Origin of the sequence: Shewanella sp. ULN5, assembly GCF_030731885.1 — a bacterium.
Lineage (GTDB): Bacteria > Pseudomonadota > Gammaproteobacteria > Enterobacterales > Shewanellaceae > Shewanella > Shewanella holmiensis.
The window spans coordinates 26,280-50,590 of record NZ_JAPJEE010000024.1 but is presented as its reverse complement, the minus strand read 5'-3'; the positions used below and the strand labels follow the sequence as shown (position 1 = coordinate 50,590).

The window sequence follows — 24,311 nt, the reverse complement described above, 5'->3', positions numbered from 1 at the left end:
TGAGGCCAGTTGCAGTTATGTACAAAAGTTTTTAGGTTAATCAAAGCTATTGGTTAACCTGTTAAGCCAGACAATTGGTTAACCTGTTAAGCCAGACAATTGGTTAACCTGTTAAGCCAGACAATTGGTTAACCTGTTAAGCCAGACAATTGTGTTTTTACCGCATCAGATAATGGCTGGCTTTTTTCAGTTTGATAGTTGAAGTGCACCATGGTTGTTTTTGCTTCGGCAGTTTGCTTACCGCCTTGCCAACAACTTTGCGCAATTTCAAAACTGCTATTACCAACGCGGCTAATATGGGTTTTTACCGTGACGGTTTTGCCATAAAACGTCGGCGCATTAAATGCGATGGTAAACCCAGCAATAATCATGTTCCACTTCGTTAAATCTTGTCCGGGGTTCACTATTTCAAAAATAGGGTCTCGTGCTGCTTCAAACCACACAGGGATCACTGTGTTATTAATATGGCCTAAAGCGTCGGTCTCACAAAAGCGAGGGGTTAAATCCATAGAAAACTGAGTAACAGACACGGGTTATTCCTTTTTATTGTTATTTAGTGCGCCATTTTAGTGCCGTGACTAAAAAAGCAGTATTTTTAGAATTCAAATGCCTATATCACTTAAAAATCGACTCAAACATTGGTACTAATTGCTTATTACCAAATTCGCTTAAATGATTATTGTCATAGTAGAAAGGACGACCATTTTTACTTCCCCAGCACTTCTCATCATGACACAAATAAGGTATTGGATTTAAAATAGTCACCCCACATTTTACTGCGGCTTTATCTTGAGCTTGCCATATAGCATCATGGCGAGAATAATAATCAGCGATTGGGATTGAGTAATCAGATTGTGCGCCTAAAAACATTTGTTTTCGATATAACACAGTAGGTACATCTCTACCCATTTCAGGAAAAGGTCTTACTAAATACACAGGTCGATTTTCACTGAGTTTGCATAATGTTTCAATTTGTTGTGTTTCATAATCAGCTAATAATTCTCGAGCTGTTTGATGTTCATTATCGAAATAAATTGTCGGTTTATTATGAAACTTGTGAACTTCGTTATATCCCAAAAGACTGCCCGTAATTCTAGCAACAACAATAACAGGCACTTGAGACGGTATTGCTAACTTCTTCACCAGCAAGTCATTAAATTTTGTACATTCTGAACGGTTCTCTTTACTGTGCATGCCCAATAATGTGGGGCAGCTGTTATAGGAAAACTCTTGTACACTTCCACCATGAGCCGCCTCTACAACACTAGAGACAACAGCATTTGCATGGCTATCTCCAACTAATACTGCGGCAAGAGGCCCATCTCCATGTAAACAACCCTCTGTCACAATATCGCGACCAGGACTTTGGAGGCACTCTCTAAGTCTGGGATTCCTATTGAATGTTTCATTACTGGCAAGCTCAACACTTTCAGGTAAACGGCCATCGATATGAAGATGACGAGCACTTATCGCTAACAGTTCAATCACGACGAACAGTGCGACTAACAGTTGTACCTGTTTTTTCACCTTGTACTTGTTTATAAACCGATTGAAAACGATTTCGATGTAACGATATGACAATCCACCCATCACGACAGAAAATACAATGCCTAATATTATCCAGGTAAAACTATTTTGCTGACTGGCGTAATTCAAAAACACGACTGCTGGCCAGTGCCATAAATAAATAGAATAAGACCTCGCACCTATTTTTTGCACCAAGACACTGGTAGTCAGTATTGATGTTTGCTTATGAGCGGCAATAATAAACATTGTCCCCACAACAGGTACTAGGGCAAACATGCCTGGCCATGGCGTGTTTGTATCAAAAACAGTGATGGCATAAATCAGTGCAATAAAACCTAAAGCTTGCAATACCAATGCAGCTCCAGAACTAACGCTCCTTTTTCTGGTTGCCCACCAAACCCAGCCACCCGCTAACATTTCCCATGCTCGATAGGGCAACAAATAAAACGCATGATCTGGATAATGATAAACGGCATAAATGGCAAGTAAAAATGAAATTCCCCCTATGATTGAGAGCGAAACTTTAACAGCGCTAACACCTAAAAAGCGCCAAACAAGCATCATGATCAAAGGTAAAAATACATAAAATTGCCACTCAACCGACAGTGACCAAGTATGCAATAACCACTTTTCATTCGAAGCGATATCAAAATATCCCGCTTCACCTAAAAACCTATGATTGGAAATAAATAGCGCTACACCGGTAATGTGAGTACCAAGCTGTTGAAAATCGATTGTTGATAGCCAAAACCAACCAAAAATGAGGAGCCCAAGACATAGATTAAGTAAGGGTGGTAAGATTCTTTTGGCTCTAGATAGCATAAACTTACTGAAAGAAAATGTGTTTGACTCAAGTCCTTCAGTAATAATTTTTGTCATTAAAAAACCTGAAATAACAAAAAAAACATCTACACCGCTAAAGCCTGGCACACCAAAATGATACAGTACCACGGCAACAACCGCCCATGCTCGAAGGCCATTGATATCATGTCGAAAATATTTCTGTTTCACAGTAGACATTAATGATGTTTATTCCAGATAACGCTTTTAGGGAGGCGAATTTTACTTCAATTAATGTCGCAATGACCATGTAAAATCCAATCTTTACGTAATTTTTATGACAGCAAACCCAACCACATTAAATCACATAACATAAAAAAGGACGCCGAAGCGTCCTTAATGTTAATAATGGTGCCATTAATACATGGCATCAATCTCTGTCGCGTATTTGCTATAAATATTCTTACGGCGTAATTTCATGGTCGGTGTGATTAACCCCGCTTCCATTGAAAAGGCTTCAGGCAACAAAGTAAACTTTTTAATCTGCTCAAAACTGGCTAGCTCATATTGCAACTCTTTCAAACGCTGTTCAAAATGCTCCAACACTTGGCTGTTGCGTAACAAGTCAATAGGGTTTTCAACGCTAATCCCTTTCTCTAGCGCCCATATTTCTAATGCTTCAAATGCTGGTACAATCAGCGCTGAAACATAATTTCTCGCATCGGCAATAATGGCTACCTGTTCCACAAACGGACAACAACTGACTTTTCCCTCAACACGCTGCGGGGCAATATACTTGCCATTCGAGGTTTTCATTAATTCTTTAATACGATCAGTAATGTATAAGTTCCCTTCTGTGTCAATCATGCCCGCATCACCGGTTTTTAACCAACCATTGTCAAAGGCTTCAGCGGTATCTTCTGGTCGATTAAAATAACCGCGCATGACTGTTTCGCCACGCACTAGAATTTCATTATTGTCGCCAATTTTAATCTCCATAGCATGTAAAGGCTTACCGTTAGATCCTGGCACTCGATTGCTTAAAGTATTACAGGTAACCGTGGCACATGTCTCTGTCATTCCGTAACCACACAGAATAGGCACGCCAATGCTATGAAAAAATGCGCCAACATTGACATCAAGCGCCGCACCACCCACAGGCATAAAGGTTAAGCGGCCGCCCAACACATTTTGTAATTTACTAAAGACTAATTTATTCGCCAATTTCCATTGCGCGGATAGCAATTTACTGGGACGTTTTCTACCCTGAGTCACTTCAAACTGACGAGCACCGACCCCTATAGCCCAATGAAATAGCTTTTGGCGTATTGCGGGGGCGGAATTCACTTTGTCATGAACTGCGCTGTAAACCTTTTCAAGAAAACGTGGCACAACACATAAGGTGTGCGGTTTTACCGCGGCGATGGCTTCTTTTACTCTATGGGTATCGTTTAAATACACGTTTCGGCCACCACGACATAACACGTAAAATGTCCAACCACGTTCGAAAACATGACTTAGTGGTAAAAATGCCAATGACACATCACCGGCTTTAAAAGCAATTTCAGTATCGTGCTGCTCGACCATAGAGGCAATATTGCGATAATCTAACATCACACCTTTAGGCTCACCTGTGGTGCCCGAGGTATAAATAAGTGTGAGTAAATCATCAAGTGATGTTTGAGATAAACGCAGGGTTAATTCATCATGGCTTTGTTGCGAAGGGCTAGAGTTGAGCAAATCATCTAGATGAAAATGAACATCGGACGCTAGCTTTACCTTGCTATCAAACACCACGATATGCTGAACACTTGGACACTGAGCTTGAATTTTACACGCTGTGTGATACTGGCCTTCATCACCCGCAAAAATAACCTTGGCCCGAGAATCATTCACAATGAATACCGCTTGTTCCATTGTACTTGTCGGATAAACAGGTACTACAACATTACGCGCCTTTAGGGCACCTATGTCAGCACAGGTCCATTGCGGGCAGTTTTGCGCCACAATAACCACTTTATCATGCACATGAAGACCAAAATCAATTAATAACTGTGCAATTTTACTGGTTATGCTATCAAACTGATGCCAGGAAACCGCGTTCCAAGGCGCAGCCATTTCAAAGCCTTCAAGGGCAATGTTTTCGCCTAATGTCTGGCTTTGCTGCTGCAGCAGTCGAACGATATGATAGTTTTCTAACAACATAGTGAGATACCTTTTAGCTTACAGGTGTACTGTTTTATCACATTCTACCTGAAGCTATCTTAAACCATAAGAGTTTTTACTCTACCCTTGCGGGTTAGATCACTTTTTGATGGGGGATCATCACAGTTATAGCTCAATCACACCTTTTCTCCACAACCGATCTTTGCTCCAAATAAACAACCACACGCCGACCACTGTCAATAAAAAATCTGCCATCAGCCATCCGTCCATATCCTGCTGCGCTTGTAATGCCTTAAAGCTAAATGATACGAAAAGTGAATGGATAATCATGACCAGCATAATGGCTGACATTTGACTGATATTTCGGCTTAGTGCCCCGAGTCCTAATGCAAATAGCCCACTCCATAATACGCATAGCAATAGATGGGCAATAAATGGCAAAGATAGTGGCTGCCCAAAAACCAAACCAGCCAAACAAACCAGCAGCATACTCAAGATAGATAAACTAATTAACCGAGCGCTGGCCTTAAAGAAAGCCTGCTGCAAGCCAACTAACCCAGAAAATCCGGGCAACATAAACAAGGTCTCAACTCCCCGCCATCGCTGAACTCGGCTCCAATGTACTAGACAACACATCATTAATAACAGTTGCCCAACTATCAATTGAATAGGAAGATGCCACTCAAATAGCGTCGACGGAATAAATATTAACAAACCCAATACGGTGACCATGACCAAGGCCATCGCCAAAAGTGGGCCGACAAAAAAGCTCGCTGGGTGTAAATATCGATTCAGTTTATCAAGCAGATTATGTTGTTTCATGCTCGGTAACCAAAACCAGCCCATTTCCATACCGCTTAAATAGGTTGCTCGGGCATCGTGATGCCAAGTTAATTGCCCTAGTTTCACTCTGACAAATTCAAGTAGCATCACTAAGGGGATCACCAACATCCACCAAGGTAAATTTAGCGTCATCTGATCAAAAAAAGGCATACCGATAAACAGTAATATTGAAAACTGAAAGCCTTTGTTCCAATGCAAACACCCCCATAAAAAGGCTAAACTGATTAATACCGCTATCAGCACCGAGGCCAACGTTTGTGGGGCAAATATCACCGCAAACCCTAATGCAAAAATCATTATGCTCAAAAGAATAACAATGGATTGCACCACAACATTACGTTGATAACCGGGAATTAAAAAGCTGGTTTCAGCTCCGACCAAACGGTTTAATTGCCATAAAACAGACATGCAGCTGGATACCACAGACATAGATAACATTAAGCCGATTGATGATGTTTTATCGTTATATAAACTTAAGACCGCTATGCTAAACCCGAATAAACTGGTTAATAAAAAACATACACTACCCGCATCAAATAACCACAAGCGCAACATACCACGGTAGCTATCTCGACTTATAAAATCGCTTAACTTAACCCCATGTGGTGTAAGTCGGTTTGCAGATCTCACTAGGTTGGTCAAAATAACGTTCATCGATGCAGCTCCATAAATAGCTGCTCTAAGTTCAATGATTGTTCACTAATAAGGCCGTTAAATTGCTCCTGCAACTGACAGTTGTCGGCAACAATTAACGCTGAATCAGGCATGCTGGTTTGATGCAATACCGCTAAATGCTCAGGTAATTGAGCTTCTGCGGTAACTTTGAGTAATTTTACCTGCTCTCTTAATGTATCTATTTCTTTAAACAACACTAATTTGCCTTTTTTAATCAAGGCTACATGACTCGCCACTCGCTCTAAATCAGAGGTAATATGCGAAGAAAAAAGCACCGCAGAACCAGACTCTAAGGCTAAATCAAATAAGTCGGTCATGAATTTACGCCGAGCAATGGGATCTAAACTGGCAACGGGCTCATCTAAAATCAATAGTGTAGGTCGATAAGCCATCGCCATAATTAACGCCAATGATTGACGCTGACCAACCGATAATTTTTGCACCGATTGAGCAACATCTAACTCAAAACGCTTCAGCCACTCTTGTTCTAAATCGTTATCCCAATCAACATAAAAACTGCGATGTAAATCTAACGCTCGTTCAACCGTAAAACCTTCATACCCAAAGGGTTGCTGCGGAACATAACCAATGCGAGACTTAGCCATATCTGACAACGCAGTAGGCGACTCATTGAGGGTATTAATGTCACCAGAGTCGATGGTTAAAATGCCTAAAGCACAACGCATTAACGTCGATTTTCCAGCACCATTTTGACCGAGTAACCCAACCACCATGCCTGGGTATAATTGCATAGACAATTGATCCAAAGCAGTGTGTGTGGTTTTACTTCCTTTCACAGGAAAGACTTTAGAGACCTGATTAAATGTCAGTATCGGTGCTTCGTTCTGTTGCATTATCGGCATTCCTTTAGCTCAATGTTCTTGTATTACTGAGTCTAGCGACTATGAGTCGTTGATTCGTTCCAAATTATTTCGCGGCCCATTTTTTGGCGATCAATGCTTGCAACTCATCCAAAGCAACACCTAACTGTTGAGCTTGAGTCACTAAATCGTCTACTTTGGGTTGCATCAAACTGCCGCCAGAAGTGTCATCAGCATGGTTGCGTGCGGCGACGATAGATGGCTGTCCCCGGCGACGTTCTATCCAACCTTGGTCCACCAATTGCTGCACAGCACGTGAAACCGTCATCGGGTTAACGGCAAGAAATTCGGCCATCTGCCTAACCGAAGGTAATACATCTTCAGCTTGTAATTGCCCACCCACAATCAATCGCACGATTTGATCATGCAATTGACGATAGATTGGTTCACCACTACTGGGGTTGACATTTAATAGTTCTAACATTAGCCTTTACAAACTGTATTAATACATTGATACACCCATACACTTAGTGTAAGTTAACACAATCATCTCAAAAAGCAAAAAGGAAACGTTCCGATGATCAACAGGAAGTTTGTCAGTAAATCGCTAGCCTCAAGGTTACGCCATTACGCATTACCCCCATCGGCAACAGGCACTAGCCGTTTAGCTGCAGTGATCATTAGCGCGCTATTCACCAGCACCAGCTATGCCAGTGACGCTGGCCAACCGCAACCACTCGACACTGCAGAGGTCAAAACCCACTCTTGCCATTTAGACGGCATGTCAGAGCAATTACAATGCGGCAAAATTAGTGTTCCTGAGAACCCACAACAACCCGATGGAAAGCACATCGACATTCATTTTGCGATATTGCCTGCGATTAAAGATACTCACCCAAGCGAAGCGCTCCTTGCTATTGCCGGTGGACCAGGACAATCCGCAATAGAGCATGCTGCAGGGTTTGACAGACTACTCAATAAAGTCCGTCAGCAACGCGATATTTTACTGATAGATCAACGCGGTACTGGCTTATCAAATATACTTAATTGCGAAGATTCTGAAGCAACATCGATGCTGTCATTTAACGATGAAGGTGTTGATATTATTGCTGAGACTGAAAAATGCTTAACCCAAACGGATGCCGACATAACTCAGTATGGTAGCCAAACCGCATTAACGGATTTTGAAGCTGTGCGCACCTATTTAGGCTACCAAAAGCTGCACTTATACGGTGTGTCTTATGGAACACGGATGGCTCAACTGTATATGCGCCATTACCCTGAAGCCTTAAGCACAGTGACTTTAGATGGTGTAGTGCCCATGCAACAAAGTGTTGTGGCAATTGGTAGTGCAATTGAGCGTGGATTTGAATTGTTAATGCGAGATTGTGCCAGCAATGCGGCTTGTCATGGCCAATACCCAGATTTACTCAACGACTTTAAAACCGTAGATGCACGCCTGACTAAACAACCGATAAAACAAAGCGTTCGAGATCCTCTTACCAATGAGCCAAGCACGTTACTCATGACTCGTGGTAAGTTCAATGGCGCCATTAGAATGGGCTTATATACCCCAGCGATCCGCGCGCTATTGCCCCATGCGATTCATCAAGCCGCCAAAGAAGATTATCAACCTATTCTTGGTATTTATGCCCTATCGGCTGATGGCATAGGTTTGGCTATGGGAATGCATGCCTCTGTTGTTTGCGGCGAGGATATTCACAGAATATCTGACCAAATGCGCAAAGATGCCAAAGAGTCTTACATTAGCTCGACCATGATGGAAGGGTTAGAGAAAACCTGTGAAATTTGGAAAGTTCCCCCGGTTGCAGATAGTTTTAGCGAACCGATTAGCAGTGATTTGCCGACATTATTGCTATCAGGCGAATTAGACCCTGCTACGCCACCTAATTGGGGGGCATTAGCGGCCAAAAACTTAACCAATGCCAAGCATTTAATTTCACCTTTTGCGACCCACGGTGTCGCCGCGCAAACCTGTGCTAACGATTTAATTGCCGATTTGGTCGATAGCGCAAGCATCAAAAAAATCGATGCGAGTTGCCTTGAAAAAGATATACGCCGTAGCTTTTATCTCAATGCTAACTCGGTAGAACCCGTTATCGCAACTGACGCTAACATTCCGGCTAGCGCCGATGAAGCAACCTCAACAGACAATGCCACTGGCACAGATAAGGAATAATCATGATTTCAGTGACGAATTTATCGAAAAAAATCGGTGATGTGCAGGCGTTAAATAAACTCAGTTTTAGCGCTCAAGATGGTCATATCACAGGCTTACTTGGCCCTAACGGCGCAGGTAAAACAACCTGTTTACGTACCCTGTTTGGCCTATTAACACCCGACGAAGGTTATGCAGAAGTAGATGGCATCAACGTGGCAGAAAAACCGATCCAGGCCAAGCAGCAGTTAGGCTTATTCCCTGATCCATTTGGCTTGTATGAACGACTCACGCCACGTGAATACATTACCTACTTTGCCGAGCTTAGCGGAATGTCGCGTAAAGAAGCAAAAGCTGCCACTGAGAACGTGATTGAACAGCTAAATTTAGGCGATATCAGCAATCGTCGTTGCAAAGGGTTTTCGCAGGGACAACGAATGAAAACCGCACTGGCACAAGCGATTGTCCACCAGCCGACCAATATCATTTTAGATGAGCCTACTCGTGGTTTAGATGTCATGAGTACACGTTTATTACGCGATATCTTAATTGATCTTAAATCGCGTGGTCATTGCGTATTGTTTTCTAGCCATGTAATGCAAGAAGTCGCTGCATTATGTGACCATGTGATTGTGATGGCAAATGGCTCGGTTGTCGCCACAGGCAGCCCAGATGAACTTTGCCAACAAACAGGGGAGTCTTCACTGGAAGAGGCTTTCATTAAACTTATCGGAACTGACGAAGGGATTGCAGCATAATGAATAAACTCATCGCAATGGTGCGCAAAGAACTCATTGATGCCGCACGCGACAAACGCTCGGTAATGGCCGGTTTATATTACGCCATCGGCACACCTTTAATTATGTGTGGCATGTTTATGGTGCTCATTAATCAATTAACCAGCCCTGAAGACTTAAACATCACCATTAACAAAGCGGAAAATGCCCCTGATTTAGTCCGTTATTTAAGTCGAAAAGGGATTAATCAGGCTGATTTAACAGCAACACCGGATGCCGATGTAAAAGCCATCACCCTGACAATTACTGAAGACTATGCCGCCAATATGGCTAAGGCCAAACCTGCTGAAGTGATTATTCTGGCGGATAACTCTGATGAGAAACTGCAAAAATCCATTCGACGTCTTCAGCAAGAGTTGCAAACTTATAGCTCAGAAATGGGCAGTTTACGCTTAATTGCCAGAGGCATTAACCCACAGGTGATGCAATCATTAAAAGTAGACATGCAAGACCAATCAACCCCTGATTCAAAAGGCGGCATGATCTTAGGTATTGCTATTTTCACCATGATTTACTCAGTATTTATTTCAGCGATGAACCTCGCCATTGATACCAGTGCCGGTGAGCGCGAACGTAATTCGCTTGCATTAATGCTAAGCCATCCGATTAGCACCCGCCAACTAGTGCTGGGCAAAGTGATTGCTGTCACCCTGTTTGCATTACTGGGATTAGTACTGATTTTGTTAATATCTAAAATTGCCTACACCTTTGTTCCTTGGCAAGAACTGGGCTTTAGCATCAATATTTCAACCGACTTTATGCAGCTAATGTTTGTGATTGGCATTCCTGTAGCTTTGCTTGCATCGACCTTGCAGCTATTTGTTTCCTTTATGGCTAAATCATTTAAAGAAGCGCAATCCTATCTGACCATGGTGCTATTTGTGCCCATCGCCTTATCTATGGCCGCAAGTTACAACATTGCCCCTGATGTGTTGCAATGGATCCCGGTATCGGGTCAACAGCAAGCGTTAATGGACTTTATTAAAGGCAAAGACATCCCGATGTTGCAGTTAGCTGTGTCATCAAGCATGACCGTAGTGATCTCAATTGGCTTAATGCTAGGCATGGAAAAAATGCTTAAAAGTGAAAAAGTGGTATTTGGACTATAGAGAACCTTAATAAGGGATAAAAAATAGCTGCGGTGTGAGTCTATATAATCACTGACTCTCATACCGCAGTTTATCTACTTAGGGGTGAATGATTTAAGGAGTGACATGATGGAAAGCGATTTAGCAATAATCACCTTGGTAGCCATTATCGTTATTGGCACCAGCGCCGTTGAAATGTTTAAGTATTACACTAAAGCAAAGCAGCGCAATAATAGTCATTCAGTTGATGATTTACTGGCACAAAATAAGGCGTTAGTAGAAAGAATACAGGTACTAGAGCAACTGGTAACAGATGACAATTTTGAACTAAAACGTAAATTAAATCAGCTATAATTTAGTCTTGAACAATCGCATATATAATATAGCAACCCCACCAAAGTGGGGTTGCTATGCAATTATTAAGTAACCTGCATGACTACTGAGTTACAACAATAAACCTACTGAAACACACTCAACACCACTTTATTCCGTCCGGTTTTTTTCGCTATATAGAGCTGCTTATCCGCTTGTTTTAATACATCATGAAAAAGGTACTGCTCAGCATGTTCAAATAGCTTGGGCACCACTACACCGCCAATACTAACTGTTAGCCACAAAGTGCCATCAACATCGTGCTTAATGTGCAAACTTTCCACAGCACTTCTTAATTGCTCTGCTACATTACTGATTGATTCCACTTTATCATCTTGCACAATGACACAAAATTCCTCGCCGCCATATCGGGCAACAAGCGCATTGTAAGGCACCATGGTCTCCATTAAACAACAAGCAACATCCACTAATGCTTTGTCACCTGCTAGATGATCATGCCGGTCGTTATAAAGCTTAAAGTGATCAATATCTATCATCATCACGCTAAACCCTGTCGCTTGTTGATGCCAATTTGCCATCACATTGTCCGCAAAAGCCTCCAGTCCACGGCGGTTAGTGATTTCGGTTAACGCGTCTTGTACTGTTAAGGTTTCTAAATAGTTTTGTTGTTCCGCAAAACGCATTAACAGCTGATTAAAGGAATTAGAGACATTATCGATTTCATCAATAAAGTGCTGGCTAGGCACCTTAGCCATTAGATTCTCATTTGAAGAGTCATTAATACTGTTGTTGAAATGGATCAGAGGTAAAATTAATAGTCGCGATAACATCATCATCGACAATGACACTATCAGGGAGGCAATTAACAATAACAATATAATAGAAACAGCATCTAACTTAGGGCTTGATGCTTTGCGGTGAAGCACTGTGATGACCATCGTCTGATCATCAAAGTCATTACGGAGCACCCAGCTGTGCGACGAATTAACCACTTTTAATTGATCTGGGCTAAAAAAGTCATTCATAGGCTGTGCATCTGCAGGGGTATTAATCATTTTATCAATAGAAAAATGCACCATAGAATAGCCGGTAATTTCGTCTATCATCTCCTTATCCACTAATTTGGCCATCGTAATACTGCCCGCGATAACACCATGGCCTTTTGAAGGCAAAATTGTTGTGTTAGTGATATAAAATAATTGTTCAGCTATCACGTAATATCCATGACGAGTTGAAGCTTTTTGCGCTGATATATCGGCTGCTGCAGGCAATAATGATGTGGCTTTAGTTGCTGTTTTTCCCTCAATAAATTCTGTTAACGCTGAGGACCTATCATGGATGGATTCATCTAAGTATTGCCAAACAAGCTGCTTATCTACGTTATGAATAAATACCGCGTCGACATTGGCAACTTCGAAAGCATTAGCGAATAAATTATTTTCAATAAACTCATCTGAAGGCTGAACAACAAACTCGACCAAACTATCCCAAACTGCGTAGTCATAGCTTAGGGTGGTTAAACTTTTAGCTGATGCTGAAAAGGCAGCTTTGAGCAAAACATATTCTTGTTGCTGTTGGTCGACAACTTCAGCATTAATACCAGGAAGGTAAAAAAAGTAATAAATTGCCATAACTAAACAGGCAATGCTCATCAAAAGTGATGATAACAGCAGCAATGAAAAGCGTTTTAACGTCATCCACATCAGCTCAAATTCAAATAATACTACTGAGTGTAGTCGTGATTATTCATAACGATAAGGTATCTATTTAATCTGAACTGTCATTATTAAGAAAATAACCAATATATTTCATGTTTTTAAAGCATAAAAAAGCCCAAACAATGTTGGGCTTATGCAGGGTAACCATTAAAACCTATTTGGCTTTCGGTCTAAAAGGCTTTATCACCTCTTCATTACATTCTAAAAATGGCCCATCCATTAAATCGATACAATATGGAATAGCGGGAAATACTGCATCTAAGCATTCACGAATCGATTTCGGCTTACCTGGTAGATTTACAATCAATGAATCAGCACGAAGCCCCGCTGTTTGACGTGATAAAATTGCCGTTGGTACAAATTTTAACGATTCAGCGCGCATAAGCTCACCAAAACCAGGCATCATACGATCACAAACGGCTTCTGTCGCTTCAGGAGTCACATCTCGCTTTGCTGGCCCTGTTCCGCCCGTTGTGACAATCAGGCTACAGCCTTGGTTGTCAGCCATATCAATAAGCGTTGCTTCAATCACATCCTGCTCATCGGGAATAACTTGATACACAGCTTCCCATTCCGAGGTGAGGTACTCGTTAAGTACATCAATAATGGCTTTGCCAGACAAATCTTCATAAATGCCTGCACTGGCGCGATCACTTACTGTCACGATACCAATTTTTGCTTTAGTCATATTTTTTCTATTCCATTTCCCTACATTCAATATCGATAAAGTAGCATAAACCGAAACACGATGAATTGATTAATCTCTCGTTAATCTCAATCAATATTGAAAATAACTCGATTCAATCTGGTTTTTTGTGCACAAATTTAAGGTCAAAACATGGATAAACCATTACACGCAAACCATGACTTAACATCACAAAGGTAAACGATAAGTTGCGACGAGTGACGTGGCAGAAAACCAAAAACGATAAAAAAGGCTTAAGTGATTAACTTAAGCCTTAGGGCCTGTATATGAATACATTGAACTAGTTTAAAGCAAGCATTCCTTGCTGTTCAAATTCAGCATACTCAATCAACGCCGTAATAGACGACTCTATCGATTGCTGTGGCGATTCAAGTCGTTTCGCAAACCAATAGCGTGGTTTCCAATAGACATTATTCAGACTTGAAATTTTGACACCCTTTTTAGTTGATGCATGTAAAAACTTCGAATCGCCCATATAAATGCCGACATGACGAGCGGTTTTCGTGGTTTTGAAAAACACTAAATCACCGATTTCTAACTCATTTCGCGGCACTTCTTTGCCTAAAATACGCTGTGCATTTACAGTACGAGGCAACTTTTGACCAACAATATCTAAATAAGCCAAATACACGAATCCAGAACAATCTACGCCATTTTTACTCATGCCCCCCAAACGATAGGGCGTACCAGACCAATCATCGTGGTATGCCAATAAGTTAGGCTCGCTCCACTTAGGTAATTTGGGTTCTTCTTTAACCACAACAATGGTTTTTGCGGGCTGAACCACAACTTTAGGTGCTTGCGATGCACAGGCGCTTAATAAAATGGCTAAGCTAATAACAGACAACTTTTTTATCAATTTGACTTACCTTTAAGCCGAAATACTTCAAGTTAGTATGAGAAACATTGTTTAAAAAGACTAACTTACAATAATATTGTTCAAGTAATAAACAAGATAATTTACACCAGTTAAAAAAAATCTCAAAAGAAAACTTTATCTGTAAAAGAAAATGGCAGCCTAGTGGCTGCCATATATTCAAATAACTTGTACTTACGCCTAATTTATCGCCATTGAGATAAAATATCCCAAAATAGTGGCTGTCACGACACCGATAAATCCTGGCACAATGAAACTATGATTGAGAACATACTTACCAATATGCGTTGTACCGGTTCTATCAAAACTAATCGCAGCTAAATCACTGGGATAAAATGGAAAGAAGAAATACGCATAACAGGCTGGTAATACCCCAATCAGTACCGGTGCAGGGATCCCCAATGAAAACCCTAACGGCAACATAATCGTTAATACTGCAGCCTGACTTTTCAAGAAAACCGATACCACAAACATCGCGATGGCAAACGTCCAAGGATACACACTGACAATATCGCTTACGGCACTGACTAAATAGGTTTTGTGGTGGCCAATAATCGTATCACTCATCCAAGCGATACCGAAAATAATGATCACCGCCGTCATCCCAGCGGTAAACACATTACTGGTGACAATTTTGGTAGGTGAGACATTGGTTGCCAGTAAGATCACCCCGCCAACTGACAACATCATAAACTGAATCGCCACCGACATATTGACCCCTGCGGGTAATAGTTGCTTGCTAAACATCGCAATCATGATCACCGCAAAAATACCCAGTAAGAACACAGTTAAGCCTTTCTTAGCCGTTGATTCAGAAGCTAAGGTTTGTGCATCTTCAGCTTGGGGGTCTACTAAGCTTTCACGAAACTCTGGATCCTTTAACCGCGCTTGAAACGCCTCATCTTTATCTAAATCTTTGCCTCGAGTTAAGCTCCAGGTGCATGCCACCAGCAAGCCCATCAATGTCGAAGGAATAGTCACCATCAACACATCAACTAAACTAATATCAAGGTTATTATCAACCGCGGTTGCCAGTACAACAGCTGCAGCCGCTGCTATTGGACTTGCGGTAATCCCCATTTGTGATGCAACTGTGGCAATTGCCAGTGGACGCTCTGGTCGAATACCTTTCTTGTAAGACACATCGTAGATAACAGGCAATAAGGGATAAACCGAGTGACCAGTACCCACCAACACAGTCAGTGAGTAAGTACAAAGAGGACCAAGAAAGACAATATGTTCAGGATGCTTACGTAATAGTTTTTCCGCAAATTTAACCAGTAGTTTTAAACCACCGGTGGCCTCTAGTGTTGCCGATGCAGCAACAACCGCCAAAATAATTAACATAACGCTAACTGGCGGCGTACCCGGTGCAATACCGAAAACAAACGCCAATACCGAAACACCTAAACCACCCAGTAAGCCAAAGGCTATGCCGCCGTGGCGAATTCCAACAAAAATCACCGCCAATAACAGCAGCATATGTATATAAAACATCGCTTTCTCCCCCCTGTTTATAATGCTAAGGGAAGATATATCACAATGCACTTTGCCGTTAGTGACGCAACTCAAGCAATCAAGCGATAGTAGAACCAATTGTTAAAACTGTGAAGCAGATGACGAGACTCTTATTGAACTTTTGGAGATAAAGCCTTATTAAGTGAGTCACGTAATAATTTATCTGAAGCTTCCCGCTCAGCTTTTTCCTGCTCATCAAAGTGCGTGTTAATACTGTCATCTACTTGTTTGACGCACTCTCGTTGACTCATATTTTTATCAAGTTCATTGGTATGAGTATCAGTTCTGGCATCACAAATAACACTAGAACAACCACTTACCATGGCCAAGATAGCCACAAACATTAACGACTTTTTCATATTCCCTACGCGCCACCCTTTTACTTGTTAATTGACACTGTCACGGATAAGACTCATCTCTTTAGTACAGAATATTGATGATTTTATCCCATGAAAGTGATGCATCAGCAAGGATATCACAAAAACTGTGCAGCGATAATAGAGTTTGCCCGTAAGGAGAAAATGGGACAATAAAGTTTGCCCGTAACGATTTGGCGTTAACCCTTATAGTGGCTCTTGTTGTTTGTAAGCGTCTAGGCATTAACACCTAGTCATTTTACTGTTCTGGTCACCGAGAACAATTTTACTTGAACACAGGCTTTAGTTTAGTTGCTCGTATTTATAGTCTGCAACAATGCAACAAAAAGAGGAAGCTTACTCATTGTTTATATCATCAAAAAATCTCTTAAGGCTTTCCAGTCTGGGAATTTACTTGTTCCGAAGTGGATAACCTCACCACAAAACAACTCCTGACCTTTACCACAATTGTAATCATCAATGAGGTAAGACCCTTTCAATAAATCTTTACGAGGGGATATGATTAATCTGTCTACATACTCCATACCGAGATAATCTTCGACCCAAAGCCTTTTTTCTGTATAGCAAAGCGGGTTCAAAGTCGATGGTGCGGTAAGAATAAATGGGTCATATACCTCTGATTTTAATAGTTCTTTCATAAGCTCTATACTACCTTCTAAGGGCTGTAGACCACGAAAGAACCCACTTTGACCTTGAGGGAACAGAACATCAGGATTCTGCTTGAGCGCTAACTTATGCGCATTGGAATAATCACAAATAGTATCGTCTAAATCGATGTAGATTATTTTTTTGACCATGTATTTAATTTCCCCTCAAAATTGTTAAACCTATTATGGTTTCTAGTTTCAGGATTTAGCTGGTCTTCGTCAACGCTTATAAAAACAACCAAGGCAAAAACGAAAAATATTCGAGCAGTACAACTTTTGATCGGAGTTACACAAAGTTAGATAACACGATTAGCTACCTTGGTGTTGAAATGTAAGCGGTAAATGCAACTTGGCATTAGCAAACTATAACGCGCGATAGTTGTTTGTGGTTACATGAGTTCGAGTTGGGTAACTTTATGGTCGGTGACTTTGCATTGTGAAGTGTTGGCACACAAGAAAGCGCTCTCAGTCGATGCAAAGCGCTTTTTGTAAGCATAAAAGCTAGATGTCGATAATTTGTGTTTACGGCAATAAGTGCAGATGTTTAAGCCGCTTTGTTGCAGCTGCGCAAGAATGAGTTCTTGCCACTGCAGCGGATCACGAAAGGTTTTCATTATGTGTCTCCAAATAAAACTTGGGGACAACATAAATCAGTCGCTGAGTGAAAGGTATGTGCCTTTGCCTAGATGCTTACTGTAGTTTCTGGTGTTCGAAAAACAAAAGCTCCGCAAACGCAGAGCTTTATTATCGTGAGATTTACTTGTAGTACTGATAAAGTCGTTTGGAATTATGCTTCCAACTTTTTGCTAGGTCATGCACATATGCTGGATAGTCATCCCAAGGGTTAGCCAACGATCTTCCTCGTGCAGCTCGTAGCTTGATCGGGTAACCTCGGCACTCAATCATATGAAGGAAGTAATAGCCCTTTTCCTGTTTTGTTGAAAAATGCTTGTGGGTTCCACTCCGAACGCTGGGATATAAATCCCAAAGATATTGACGCTGGCATTTAATACGTTTTCGGTACTGCGGTTTTAGTTTTTTCATTTACCCTCCAGGTTTACATTACCTAGAAGGGGTCCTCTGCAAAGTAGTTCATTCGTCCACCTTAATTTACGGTCTAACTTAGTCTAGCAAATGAGCAGCAGTATGCTCATGTTAGTGATAGAGCCCGAAGTCACTAGCAAAGCTTATAATAAAAACATGGTTTTGAGCAAATATTTGCCAGTAATCTACCCATTGCCTTTAGCTGATAAACTAGCCCTAAGCATCAGGACAATTTAATAATAGCAATCTCACCTTAATTCAACCAATCTTGGTCAGTCCGCAATTAAAAGAAAATTAGGTTTCTAAAAAGTTTCCATTGTCAGCAGCTAATATAGATATAGATGCCTAAAGCCTGTGCAGATCATAATTATATGAACTCTCTTTTAAAATCCAAAAATCATCAACAACGCTGTACTCACCTGAAGATATCAAGCTCGGTGGCTCAAAGCTCCATGCTGTTGAGTTTTGCAGTGCTGTATCACAATAGTTTTTTTTATTGCCAATATGTTTAGAAATAGAAGAAAAAATCGCAATTTTATCAGATAAGCCACATACCTTATTCGAATGAGTACATGTTCGACAGTTTCTTATTTTAGGGACGAGCATCCACTCAGAGCATGAAGCACTTTGCTCAACACCATTAAATACCTCCAACTCCTCATATAAGTCATCAAAAGCCTCAATAACCGGAAAGTACTTTAACTTATACAGCTTATTGATAATGTCATTAATTACATAAGCATCAGCTTCTTTATAGACTCTTGATGCATAAAATAACTCTTTGTATGATGAATACATATATCTGTCGAGTTTTTCATCATAGAAGGGGCTTTTCGAATTGTAACTCTTAATAATATGGCATAGTTTTCGATGAATAAGCCGGAACAAACAAGGTGAAATAGGCCTATGAAATACCCCCGCCAGAAGACTATTACCTCTTCGAGTATCCTTAGCAGGATATTGAAGTGCAGTATTAGGAATTCTCCCTAGCAATATTTCACTTATCGAAACAATGGTTTTCCGAGCCGATGCCATAGATAGGTAATAGATAGGCACATTGTGAATAGTGCACATCTCTCCATTACTCCATTCCTCTTTAAAGTACCCAAAGCCATATGAAAAAATACTCTCAGCCATGCAGAGGTTACAAAAAGAGACTTTTTTATAACTACGCTTAAAGTTTGAAAACTGCTGCATACCGCTAACATTATTATGATTTTTAAAAACATACTTAAACAGCTCAAGGTAATAAAATGGGTTATGAAAAAAATCTACTTCCACAACCGCTGCATAATTACTCTTGATCATTGAAAGCAGTAGCTTTTCCTCATCATGAATAAAGTAATTTTTTTGAGAGGCGTTTAACTCTACATGAGTCAACCACATTCCATCCCTGGAAATAAGTGAAAAAAAATCAGTACTACCACTCAGCAGTACACGCCTAAAAATATAGCTTTGTAACGATTCATCAATTGGACGCAAATTACTATCCAACTTTTATAAATGTAACTTCAAACGCCTTACAAGGTCGGTGCTTTTGTAATCTCGTAGATAAACTAAATGCATCGTTTACATCATATTGCTGGAATATATCTAATCCACGGTCTAAAGAAACCTTCCACCCTGTATCGGTGACAATATGGCGAGCATGTTGGCTACCTGTTGTATCAAACGAATAGGCAAACTTAATACCTACCGCAAACATCGAGCTTTGAATTTTTTCAAAGTAATCACGCTGGTGCTCACCTTTAAACTCATCTTCAACCGTTACCAGGCTAACCACAATTTCGTCTTCTTCAGCCTTTTGCTTAATAATAGTTTCTAACAGTTCCATTAAGTTCTTTGCTTGATAAAACAATCGTATATATGGGTCTGTTATCGTGATGTGTTTTGCACCTTTTAAATACGGTCCAAGTAAAGTGTCATAACTAACACCACGCTGGTTTTCTGCAAAGGTTAAATGACCTTCTTTTAACTCTTCTTCAATAGGCTCAGCTTTAGGTGTTGATGAAGCTAAAGGCTCTTGTGGAACAACCTCAGCAGGCTCAATCTGTGGTTCAGGCATACCAATATCGGTAACTTCACCCACCGTTTTACTAAAGTAATTTGGATATTGTAGTTCTTCTAAAGTTTGTACCGGAGCGTCTTTCCCTGCATTGTTGCTATAAGAAAAATCAACATCAGCATAAGTGTTATCAATCCTAAAGAGCTGGTCTTTAACCCGCTTACGCCCTTCCATCGAAAACTTCAGTACTTCTTCAATTTCAGCTTCGGTTGCGCCACCTTGCGGGAATAGTATTTTCATTAATCCACTAAAAGTCTTATGGATAGCGTCACGGTCACGAGTTGAAATCTGTGAAGATATTTTAAAGTATTCACTGTAGCGATCAGAATAATCTTGGTTTCTTAAATGGCGTAATACTTCGGCCAAGTAATCCACTACAAAACCATAACCATTTGAGAACATCTCACCACGGATAATGTCTACTTCCCAACCTGGAATATAAAAATGTAAACGATCTAAGAATGCAGAGTCATAAAACTTCTCAGGTAAAGCATCAAACAAATCAGAATGCTTTAACATGTATGGCAAGCTGTGCTCGGTGTTACCAACAAACGCCATTGAAGCATCAGCGCCCAAGGTTTCAACACCACGAGAAAACGATTTATTCGCCATGTAGTTTTTCATGATATCAACAAGCGCTTTATCTACACGCTTTTGCTTACCTGCAAACTCATCGAATGCTACCGTATCCCAATAGCCTACTAGTCCAAGTTTACCGCTTGAGTTATTTACAAATAGTTTAGGAACCGTAACCTCACCACCAGAAATCAAAATTCCGTGCGGTGAAAACTCTGAATATATATGAGATTTACCCGTACCTTTAGGGCCAAGCTCAATTAAGTTGTAGTTACGTTCACAAAATGGAATTAAACGAACCAGTTGCATCAACTTACTTCTACGACCAAAAAATTCAGGATTAAAACCAATACTTTGAACTAATACATCAATCCACTCATCAAGGCTAAATTTTTGACGAGCACTAACAAAACCATCATAGTCAAAGTGAGACATCTGAATGGGCTTTATCGTACTAAGTATCCAAGGGCTAGCGTCTTTATCTTCAGTGTGGTCATACTCAATATCAGCAATCACCCACACGCCACCAACAAGTAGTTTTGGATGTTTTTTTACCGTACCGGAATCAATAAGAACCTTTTTAATACCTAAGTTTGAAAACTCAGTTTCATAAACATCTTTTTTGTCATTAAGTGAAACACTCACTTTATCAATAACTTTATGACGGCCTTTTTCACGAATAGTTGAGCGAATTAAACCCGCTTCATTACGATGGACGTAATGCTTTGCAAGAATCTCTTTTACTGTTTGAATGCCTGATTCTATGCTCGCTTCGTCATTGGTAGCGCAATACTGACCAAGCAAATACTCCAATACATAAGAAGGTACTATCGCATTACCTTTTACGGTTTTTACCAAGTCTTTTCTAACAACAAGGCCTGCAAATTCATCACAAATTTTCTGGTTAAGTTCGCTCATCTATTTGCCCTAATATTCTCTTAGTTAAATCCATTTAACCGTTATTATTCAGTATTATTAAAAATCAAAATCAGACGTGAAAGATCGCTTAATGGTGTATCGTAACTGCTTATATTCTTGGAACTGGTTAGTACCTGTAACCGGCTCTTCTAGCTTTAATATGACGTCTTGATTATTAGCCGAGTCAGCTTCTTGATTTAATAAAAAGCGTAATTTCATTTCTCGCTCGCGTGGGTTTTCAGACGAGAGATCCAAAACAATTGTATGGCTATCCGAAATTAGCTTGCCTGATTCAGTAAATATACCTAATCGTAATATTCTAGGTTGTGTTTTATCAGTGGCAGCTTCGGCCTGATATAAAGTAACTGATATCTGCCCACTGGTAATAACGCTAGATCCACTTCTAAGCACCTCAACATCGACCATACGAATGTCACTGGTGCGTTTTTTGTTAATACTAATAATAGGAATAATCACTTCTTGAAGTGATGCGCCACCATGGACAAAACGACTGCCCGAGCCACTTAACCTTAACCGTTGAATACCCTTAGGAATGACAGCATGAACATCACCCACTAATCCAAGCTCTTCACTACTGAATAATTTAAGAGATCTCCCACAGCTTAAACCTTTACCAAGTACAAAACGTCTATCGTTGTATAGAATGTCGCCATCAACATCCTTAGCTAAATAATCGCTATCGTCTAGTGCACTATTTTGATAAATAAATCCATGATCTGCGGTTATCAAAAGATTGCTCGCATTGGCGTTTGTGAGTTTTTTAATAAGCTTAATTAAGTCATCAAAGGTTTTTTCAGTGGCTTCAAAAGCCTCACCTTCAGACTGCATTTTATCACCAGTATGGTCTATGCGATTGTGATAAATATAAAGGACATCATTATCTTTAAGTAACTCTCGGCTATTAACCTGAGTCATTTCTAATAAGTCTTTAGCTTGTACTGCACTCGCTCGCTCGCCATGAATAGTTTTTAAAATTTTATCTCTGTTCTCAGTCCCTTGGGTTGATAAACTTCCCATCAATACCGTACCGGTCTTAGTATCAGATAATTGTAGAGGGTACTCTTTAGATTGCGGCAACAAAGAAGCCATGCCTAACTGGGTATAACTAGGCATTGAAGATAACGCATGATTTAAGCTCGCTTCATAACGATCTTCTTGCCTGATACGGCTTACCATTTCTTCACCCGCCTCATAGCGGAAAGCATCAGAAATGATCACACAGACTCTTTTATTTTTGGCTAGATACTTATCTTCTACATATTGACTAAAAAATCTGTTCTGAGGATCAACATCCGGTACTTGCCAGTGACCTAAAGCATCTACATGCTGTTGCCAAGCATTGGTTAGCGGTTGCACATAGCTATTAATATATAAGTTTTCAATTTGTGCAGTTAATGAACTAAGTAGAGAGTGTTGTGATGACACTTTAAGCGCATACACATATTTACGATAAAGTTGATCAAGTTTAAACCACTGGCTGGTATAAAGCTGAACGGCTTGAGTTGCATTAGACATATCAAATTTAGCTGTATCTAAAAGTGCAAAAAATTGACTTGCAACATCTACTGCGTCATAAAGCAATTCAAATTCGTTATACCAATGGCCTTGTCGTCTCTGACGACACCAAAGCGCTACTTCTCCTTGTGATAAGGTTCTGTTGGCAACACCATTAACGAGATCATGAATAACTTTAAGGTCTATCACCCTAAAATAATCTAAGCCCAACACTTCCTTAAGTGACCTATGCTGTAGGTCACTCTCAATATTCAAGATGGATGCACATTGAGCAGACAGCTTCTCAAATATTGTTTGGTGTTTTCTACTGTCTTTCCAACGTTTAAAAAATACTAAAGCATTATTAGTCATGCTTTGTTTTTTAGAAGCTTCAGAAGCTTGACTGGCCCCTTGCATTCCAAATGGTAACTCAGCTAAATAACTAAACTTAAATAACTCGTACACAAAATCCATTACTGACGGATTGTCGCATTCATAACCATAATGGTTCGCTACCTGTAGCCACAAAAATTGTTTGAGGTTACTTCGCTCAATCAACTTATAGGCTTTACCCTCAGCATTTTCTGCCATCAATAATTCTAAAACAACATCTAAACGAGCATCACCTTTTTGTTTTGCTCCAGCCGCAATCGCCAACATTTTTAAACGTATGAGGCTTTGGGTATCATTTGCCTCTAGTAAACTTTTTAATGTTATTTTTCTGTTGTCGCTATCAGAAGACACTTGAGATTTTGAACCGTCATTGGTGCTGTCCGCTTCAAAAAAGGCCGTATGATGCTCAACTATTTCTTTAAATTCACTGGTTAATTCAAGCTCACTTAACCAAATAGCAGCCTGGTCAGTTTTAAATATGGCGTTAGCAAGTTCAACATCGTACAACCAATTTTTTACTGGTTCTGGTTGTTTACCTTGCTTGTAAACAAGAAAATTAGTTTTTGGATCTTCACGCAACAATCTGTGCTTCAAAGAGAACTCGTTGTTATTAAGCTCAACTTTGGTAACATTATCAAGCTCTAAGTCATCAAAATCTTCACGAAGCTCTTGTTTGTCGTCGTACCAAAAAACCACTCGATGTTTTGCAAACAATCGCTCTAAGGCTGTTGAAATTCTTGACATCATA

At 40.4% G+C, this 24,311-nt stretch carries 20 protein-coding genes; 4 read left to right on the top strand and 16 right to left on the bottom strand.

The genetic code is table 11. The annotated features are described in order from the left end of the window. Positions 1-128 precede the first annotated feature (128 nt). The 6 genes from ORI98_RS17095 to ORI98_RS17070 all read right to left on the bottom strand — a co-directional run bounded on the left by ORI98_RS17095 (position 129) and on the right by ORI98_RS17070 (position 7,296). On the bottom strand, positions 129-530 hold the full coding sequence (locus tag ORI98_RS17095; protein ID WP_306136030.1) for a thioesterase family protein: 402 nt from the start codon (positions 528-530) through the stop codon (positions 129-131). An 85-nt stretch (positions 531-615) separates the two neighbouring features. After that, entirely contained in the window at positions 616-2,547 is a 1,932-nt protein-coding gene (locus ORI98_RS17090) for an acyltransferase family protein (protein ID WP_306136029.1), read from the bottom strand. 177 nt (positions 2,548-2,724) lie between these two features. After that, positions 2,725-4,512, bottom strand: coding sequence for a long-chain fatty acid--CoA ligase (locus ORI98_RS17085; RefSeq protein ID WP_261299908.1), 1,788 nt, complete (start codon positions 4,510-4,512; stop codon positions 2,725-2,727). 126 nt (positions 4,513-4,638) lie between these two features. Next, complete coding sequence (locus ORI98_RS17080) at positions 4,639-5,970, bottom strand: hypothetical protein (protein WP_306136028.1); 1,332 nt, start codon at positions 5,968-5,970, stop codon at positions 4,639-4,641. Beyond that, positions 5,967-6,845: an ABC transporter ATP-binding protein gene (locus ORI98_RS17075; RefSeq protein WP_306136027.1), complete on the bottom strand. Its 879-nt coding sequence runs from the start codon at positions 6,843-6,845 to the stop codon at positions 5,967-5,969. Before ORI98_RS17075 ends, ORI98_RS17080 begins: the two co-directional genes overlap by 4 nt. Positions 6,846-6,918: 73 nt before the next feature. Then, positions 6,919-7,296 (bottom strand): GntR family transcriptional regulator, encoded by a 378-nt coding sequence (locus tag ORI98_RS17070; RefSeq protein WP_306136026.1) that lies wholly within the window; start codon positions 7,294-7,296, stop codon positions 6,919-6,921. Positions 7,297-7,389: 93 nt separating this feature from the next. Between ORI98_RS17070 and ORI98_RS17065 the strand changes: the two genes are divergently transcribed. The 4 genes from ORI98_RS17065 to ORI98_RS17050 all read left to right on the top strand — a co-directional run bounded on the left by ORI98_RS17065 (position 7,390) and on the right by ORI98_RS17050 (position 11,230). Further along, positions 7,390-9,012, top strand: a complete 1,623-nt coding sequence (locus ORI98_RS17065; protein ID WP_306136025.1) for an alpha/beta hydrolase — start codon at positions 7,390-7,392, stop codon at positions 9,010-9,012. A 2-nt stretch (positions 9,013-9,014) separates the two neighbouring features. Next, positions 9,015-9,749: an ATP-binding cassette domain-containing protein gene (locus ORI98_RS17060; protein ID WP_261299913.1), complete on the top strand. Its 735-nt coding sequence runs from the start codon at positions 9,015-9,017 to the stop codon at positions 9,747-9,749. After that, positions 9,749-10,897 carry an ABC transporter permease gene (locus ORI98_RS17055; protein WP_306136024.1) on the top strand — a complete coding sequence of 383 codons (1,149 nt, stop codon included), beginning with the start codon at positions 9,749-9,751 and terminating at the stop codon, positions 10,895-10,897. Before ORI98_RS17060 ends, ORI98_RS17055 begins: the two co-directional genes overlap by 1 nt. Before the next feature lie 105 nt (positions 10,898-11,002). Next, positions 11,003-11,230, top strand: a complete 228-nt coding sequence (locus ORI98_RS17050) for a hypothetical protein (protein WP_306136023.1) — start codon at positions 11,003-11,005, stop codon at positions 11,228-11,230. Positions 11,231-11,334: 104 nt separating this feature from the next. On the opposite strand, the gene ORI98_RS17045 is transcribed toward ORI98_RS17050, so the two are convergent. The 10 genes from ORI98_RS17045 to pglZ form a co-directional block, all read right to left on the bottom strand. Then, positions 11,335-12,906 carry a diguanylate cyclase gene (locus ORI98_RS17045; protein WP_306136022.1) on the bottom strand — a complete coding sequence of 524 codons (1,572 nt, stop codon included), beginning with the start codon at positions 12,904-12,906 and terminating at the stop codon, positions 11,335-11,337. A 175-nt stretch (positions 12,907-13,081) separates the two neighbouring features. Continuing rightward, positions 13,082-13,615 carry a molybdopterin adenylyltransferase gene (gene mog, locus ORI98_RS17040; RefSeq protein ID WP_261299917.1) on the bottom strand — a complete coding sequence of 178 codons (534 nt, stop codon included), beginning with the start codon at positions 13,613-13,615 and terminating at the stop codon, positions 13,082-13,084. A gap of 298 nt (positions 13,616-13,913) precedes the next feature. Next, the gene (locus ORI98_RS17035; protein WP_280925483.1) at positions 13,914-14,492 is read right to left on the bottom strand and encodes a C40 family peptidase; all 579 of its coding nucleotides are present in this window, start codon (positions 14,490-14,492) and stop codon (positions 13,914-13,916) included. Between the two features lie 198 nt (positions 14,493-14,690). Then, complete coding sequence (locus tag ORI98_RS17030) at positions 14,691-16,007, bottom strand: anaerobic C4-dicarboxylate transporter (RefSeq protein WP_261299918.1); 1,317 nt, start codon at positions 16,005-16,007, stop codon at positions 14,691-14,693. A gap of 131 nt (positions 16,008-16,138) precedes the next feature. Next, positions 16,139-16,387 (bottom strand): hypothetical protein, encoded by a 249-nt coding sequence (locus tag ORI98_RS17025; RefSeq protein ID WP_261299919.1) that lies wholly within the window; start codon positions 16,385-16,387, stop codon positions 16,139-16,141. A gap of 365 nt (positions 16,388-16,752) precedes the next feature. After that, positions 16,753-17,202, bottom strand: a complete 450-nt coding sequence (locus ORI98_RS17020) for a hypothetical protein (RefSeq protein WP_306136021.1) — start codon at positions 17,200-17,202, stop codon at positions 16,753-16,755. A 239-nt stretch (positions 17,203-17,441) separates the two neighbouring features. Continuing rightward, positions 17,442-17,666 (bottom strand): hypothetical protein, encoded by a 225-nt coding sequence (locus ORI98_RS17015; protein WP_306136020.1) that lies wholly within the window; start codon positions 17,664-17,666, stop codon positions 17,442-17,444. 775 nt (positions 17,667-18,441) lie between these two features. Then, entirely contained in the window at positions 18,442-19,578 is a 1,137-nt protein-coding gene (locus ORI98_RS17010; RefSeq protein WP_306136019.1) for a hypothetical protein, read from the bottom strand. A gap of 4 nt (positions 19,579-19,582) precedes the next feature. Next, positions 19,583-21,655, bottom strand: a complete 2,073-nt coding sequence (gene brxL / locus ORI98_RS17005) for a BREX system Lon protease-like protein BrxL (protein ID WP_306136018.1) — start codon at positions 21,653-21,655, stop codon at positions 19,583-19,585. A 57-nt stretch (positions 21,656-21,712) separates the two neighbouring features. After that, positions 21,713-24,310: a BREX-1 system phosphatase PglZ type A gene (gene pglZ, locus ORI98_RS17000; RefSeq protein ID WP_306136017.1), complete on the bottom strand. Its 2,598-nt coding sequence runs from the start codon at positions 24,308-24,310 to the stop codon at positions 21,713-21,715. Position 24,311 lies beyond the last annotated feature (1 nt).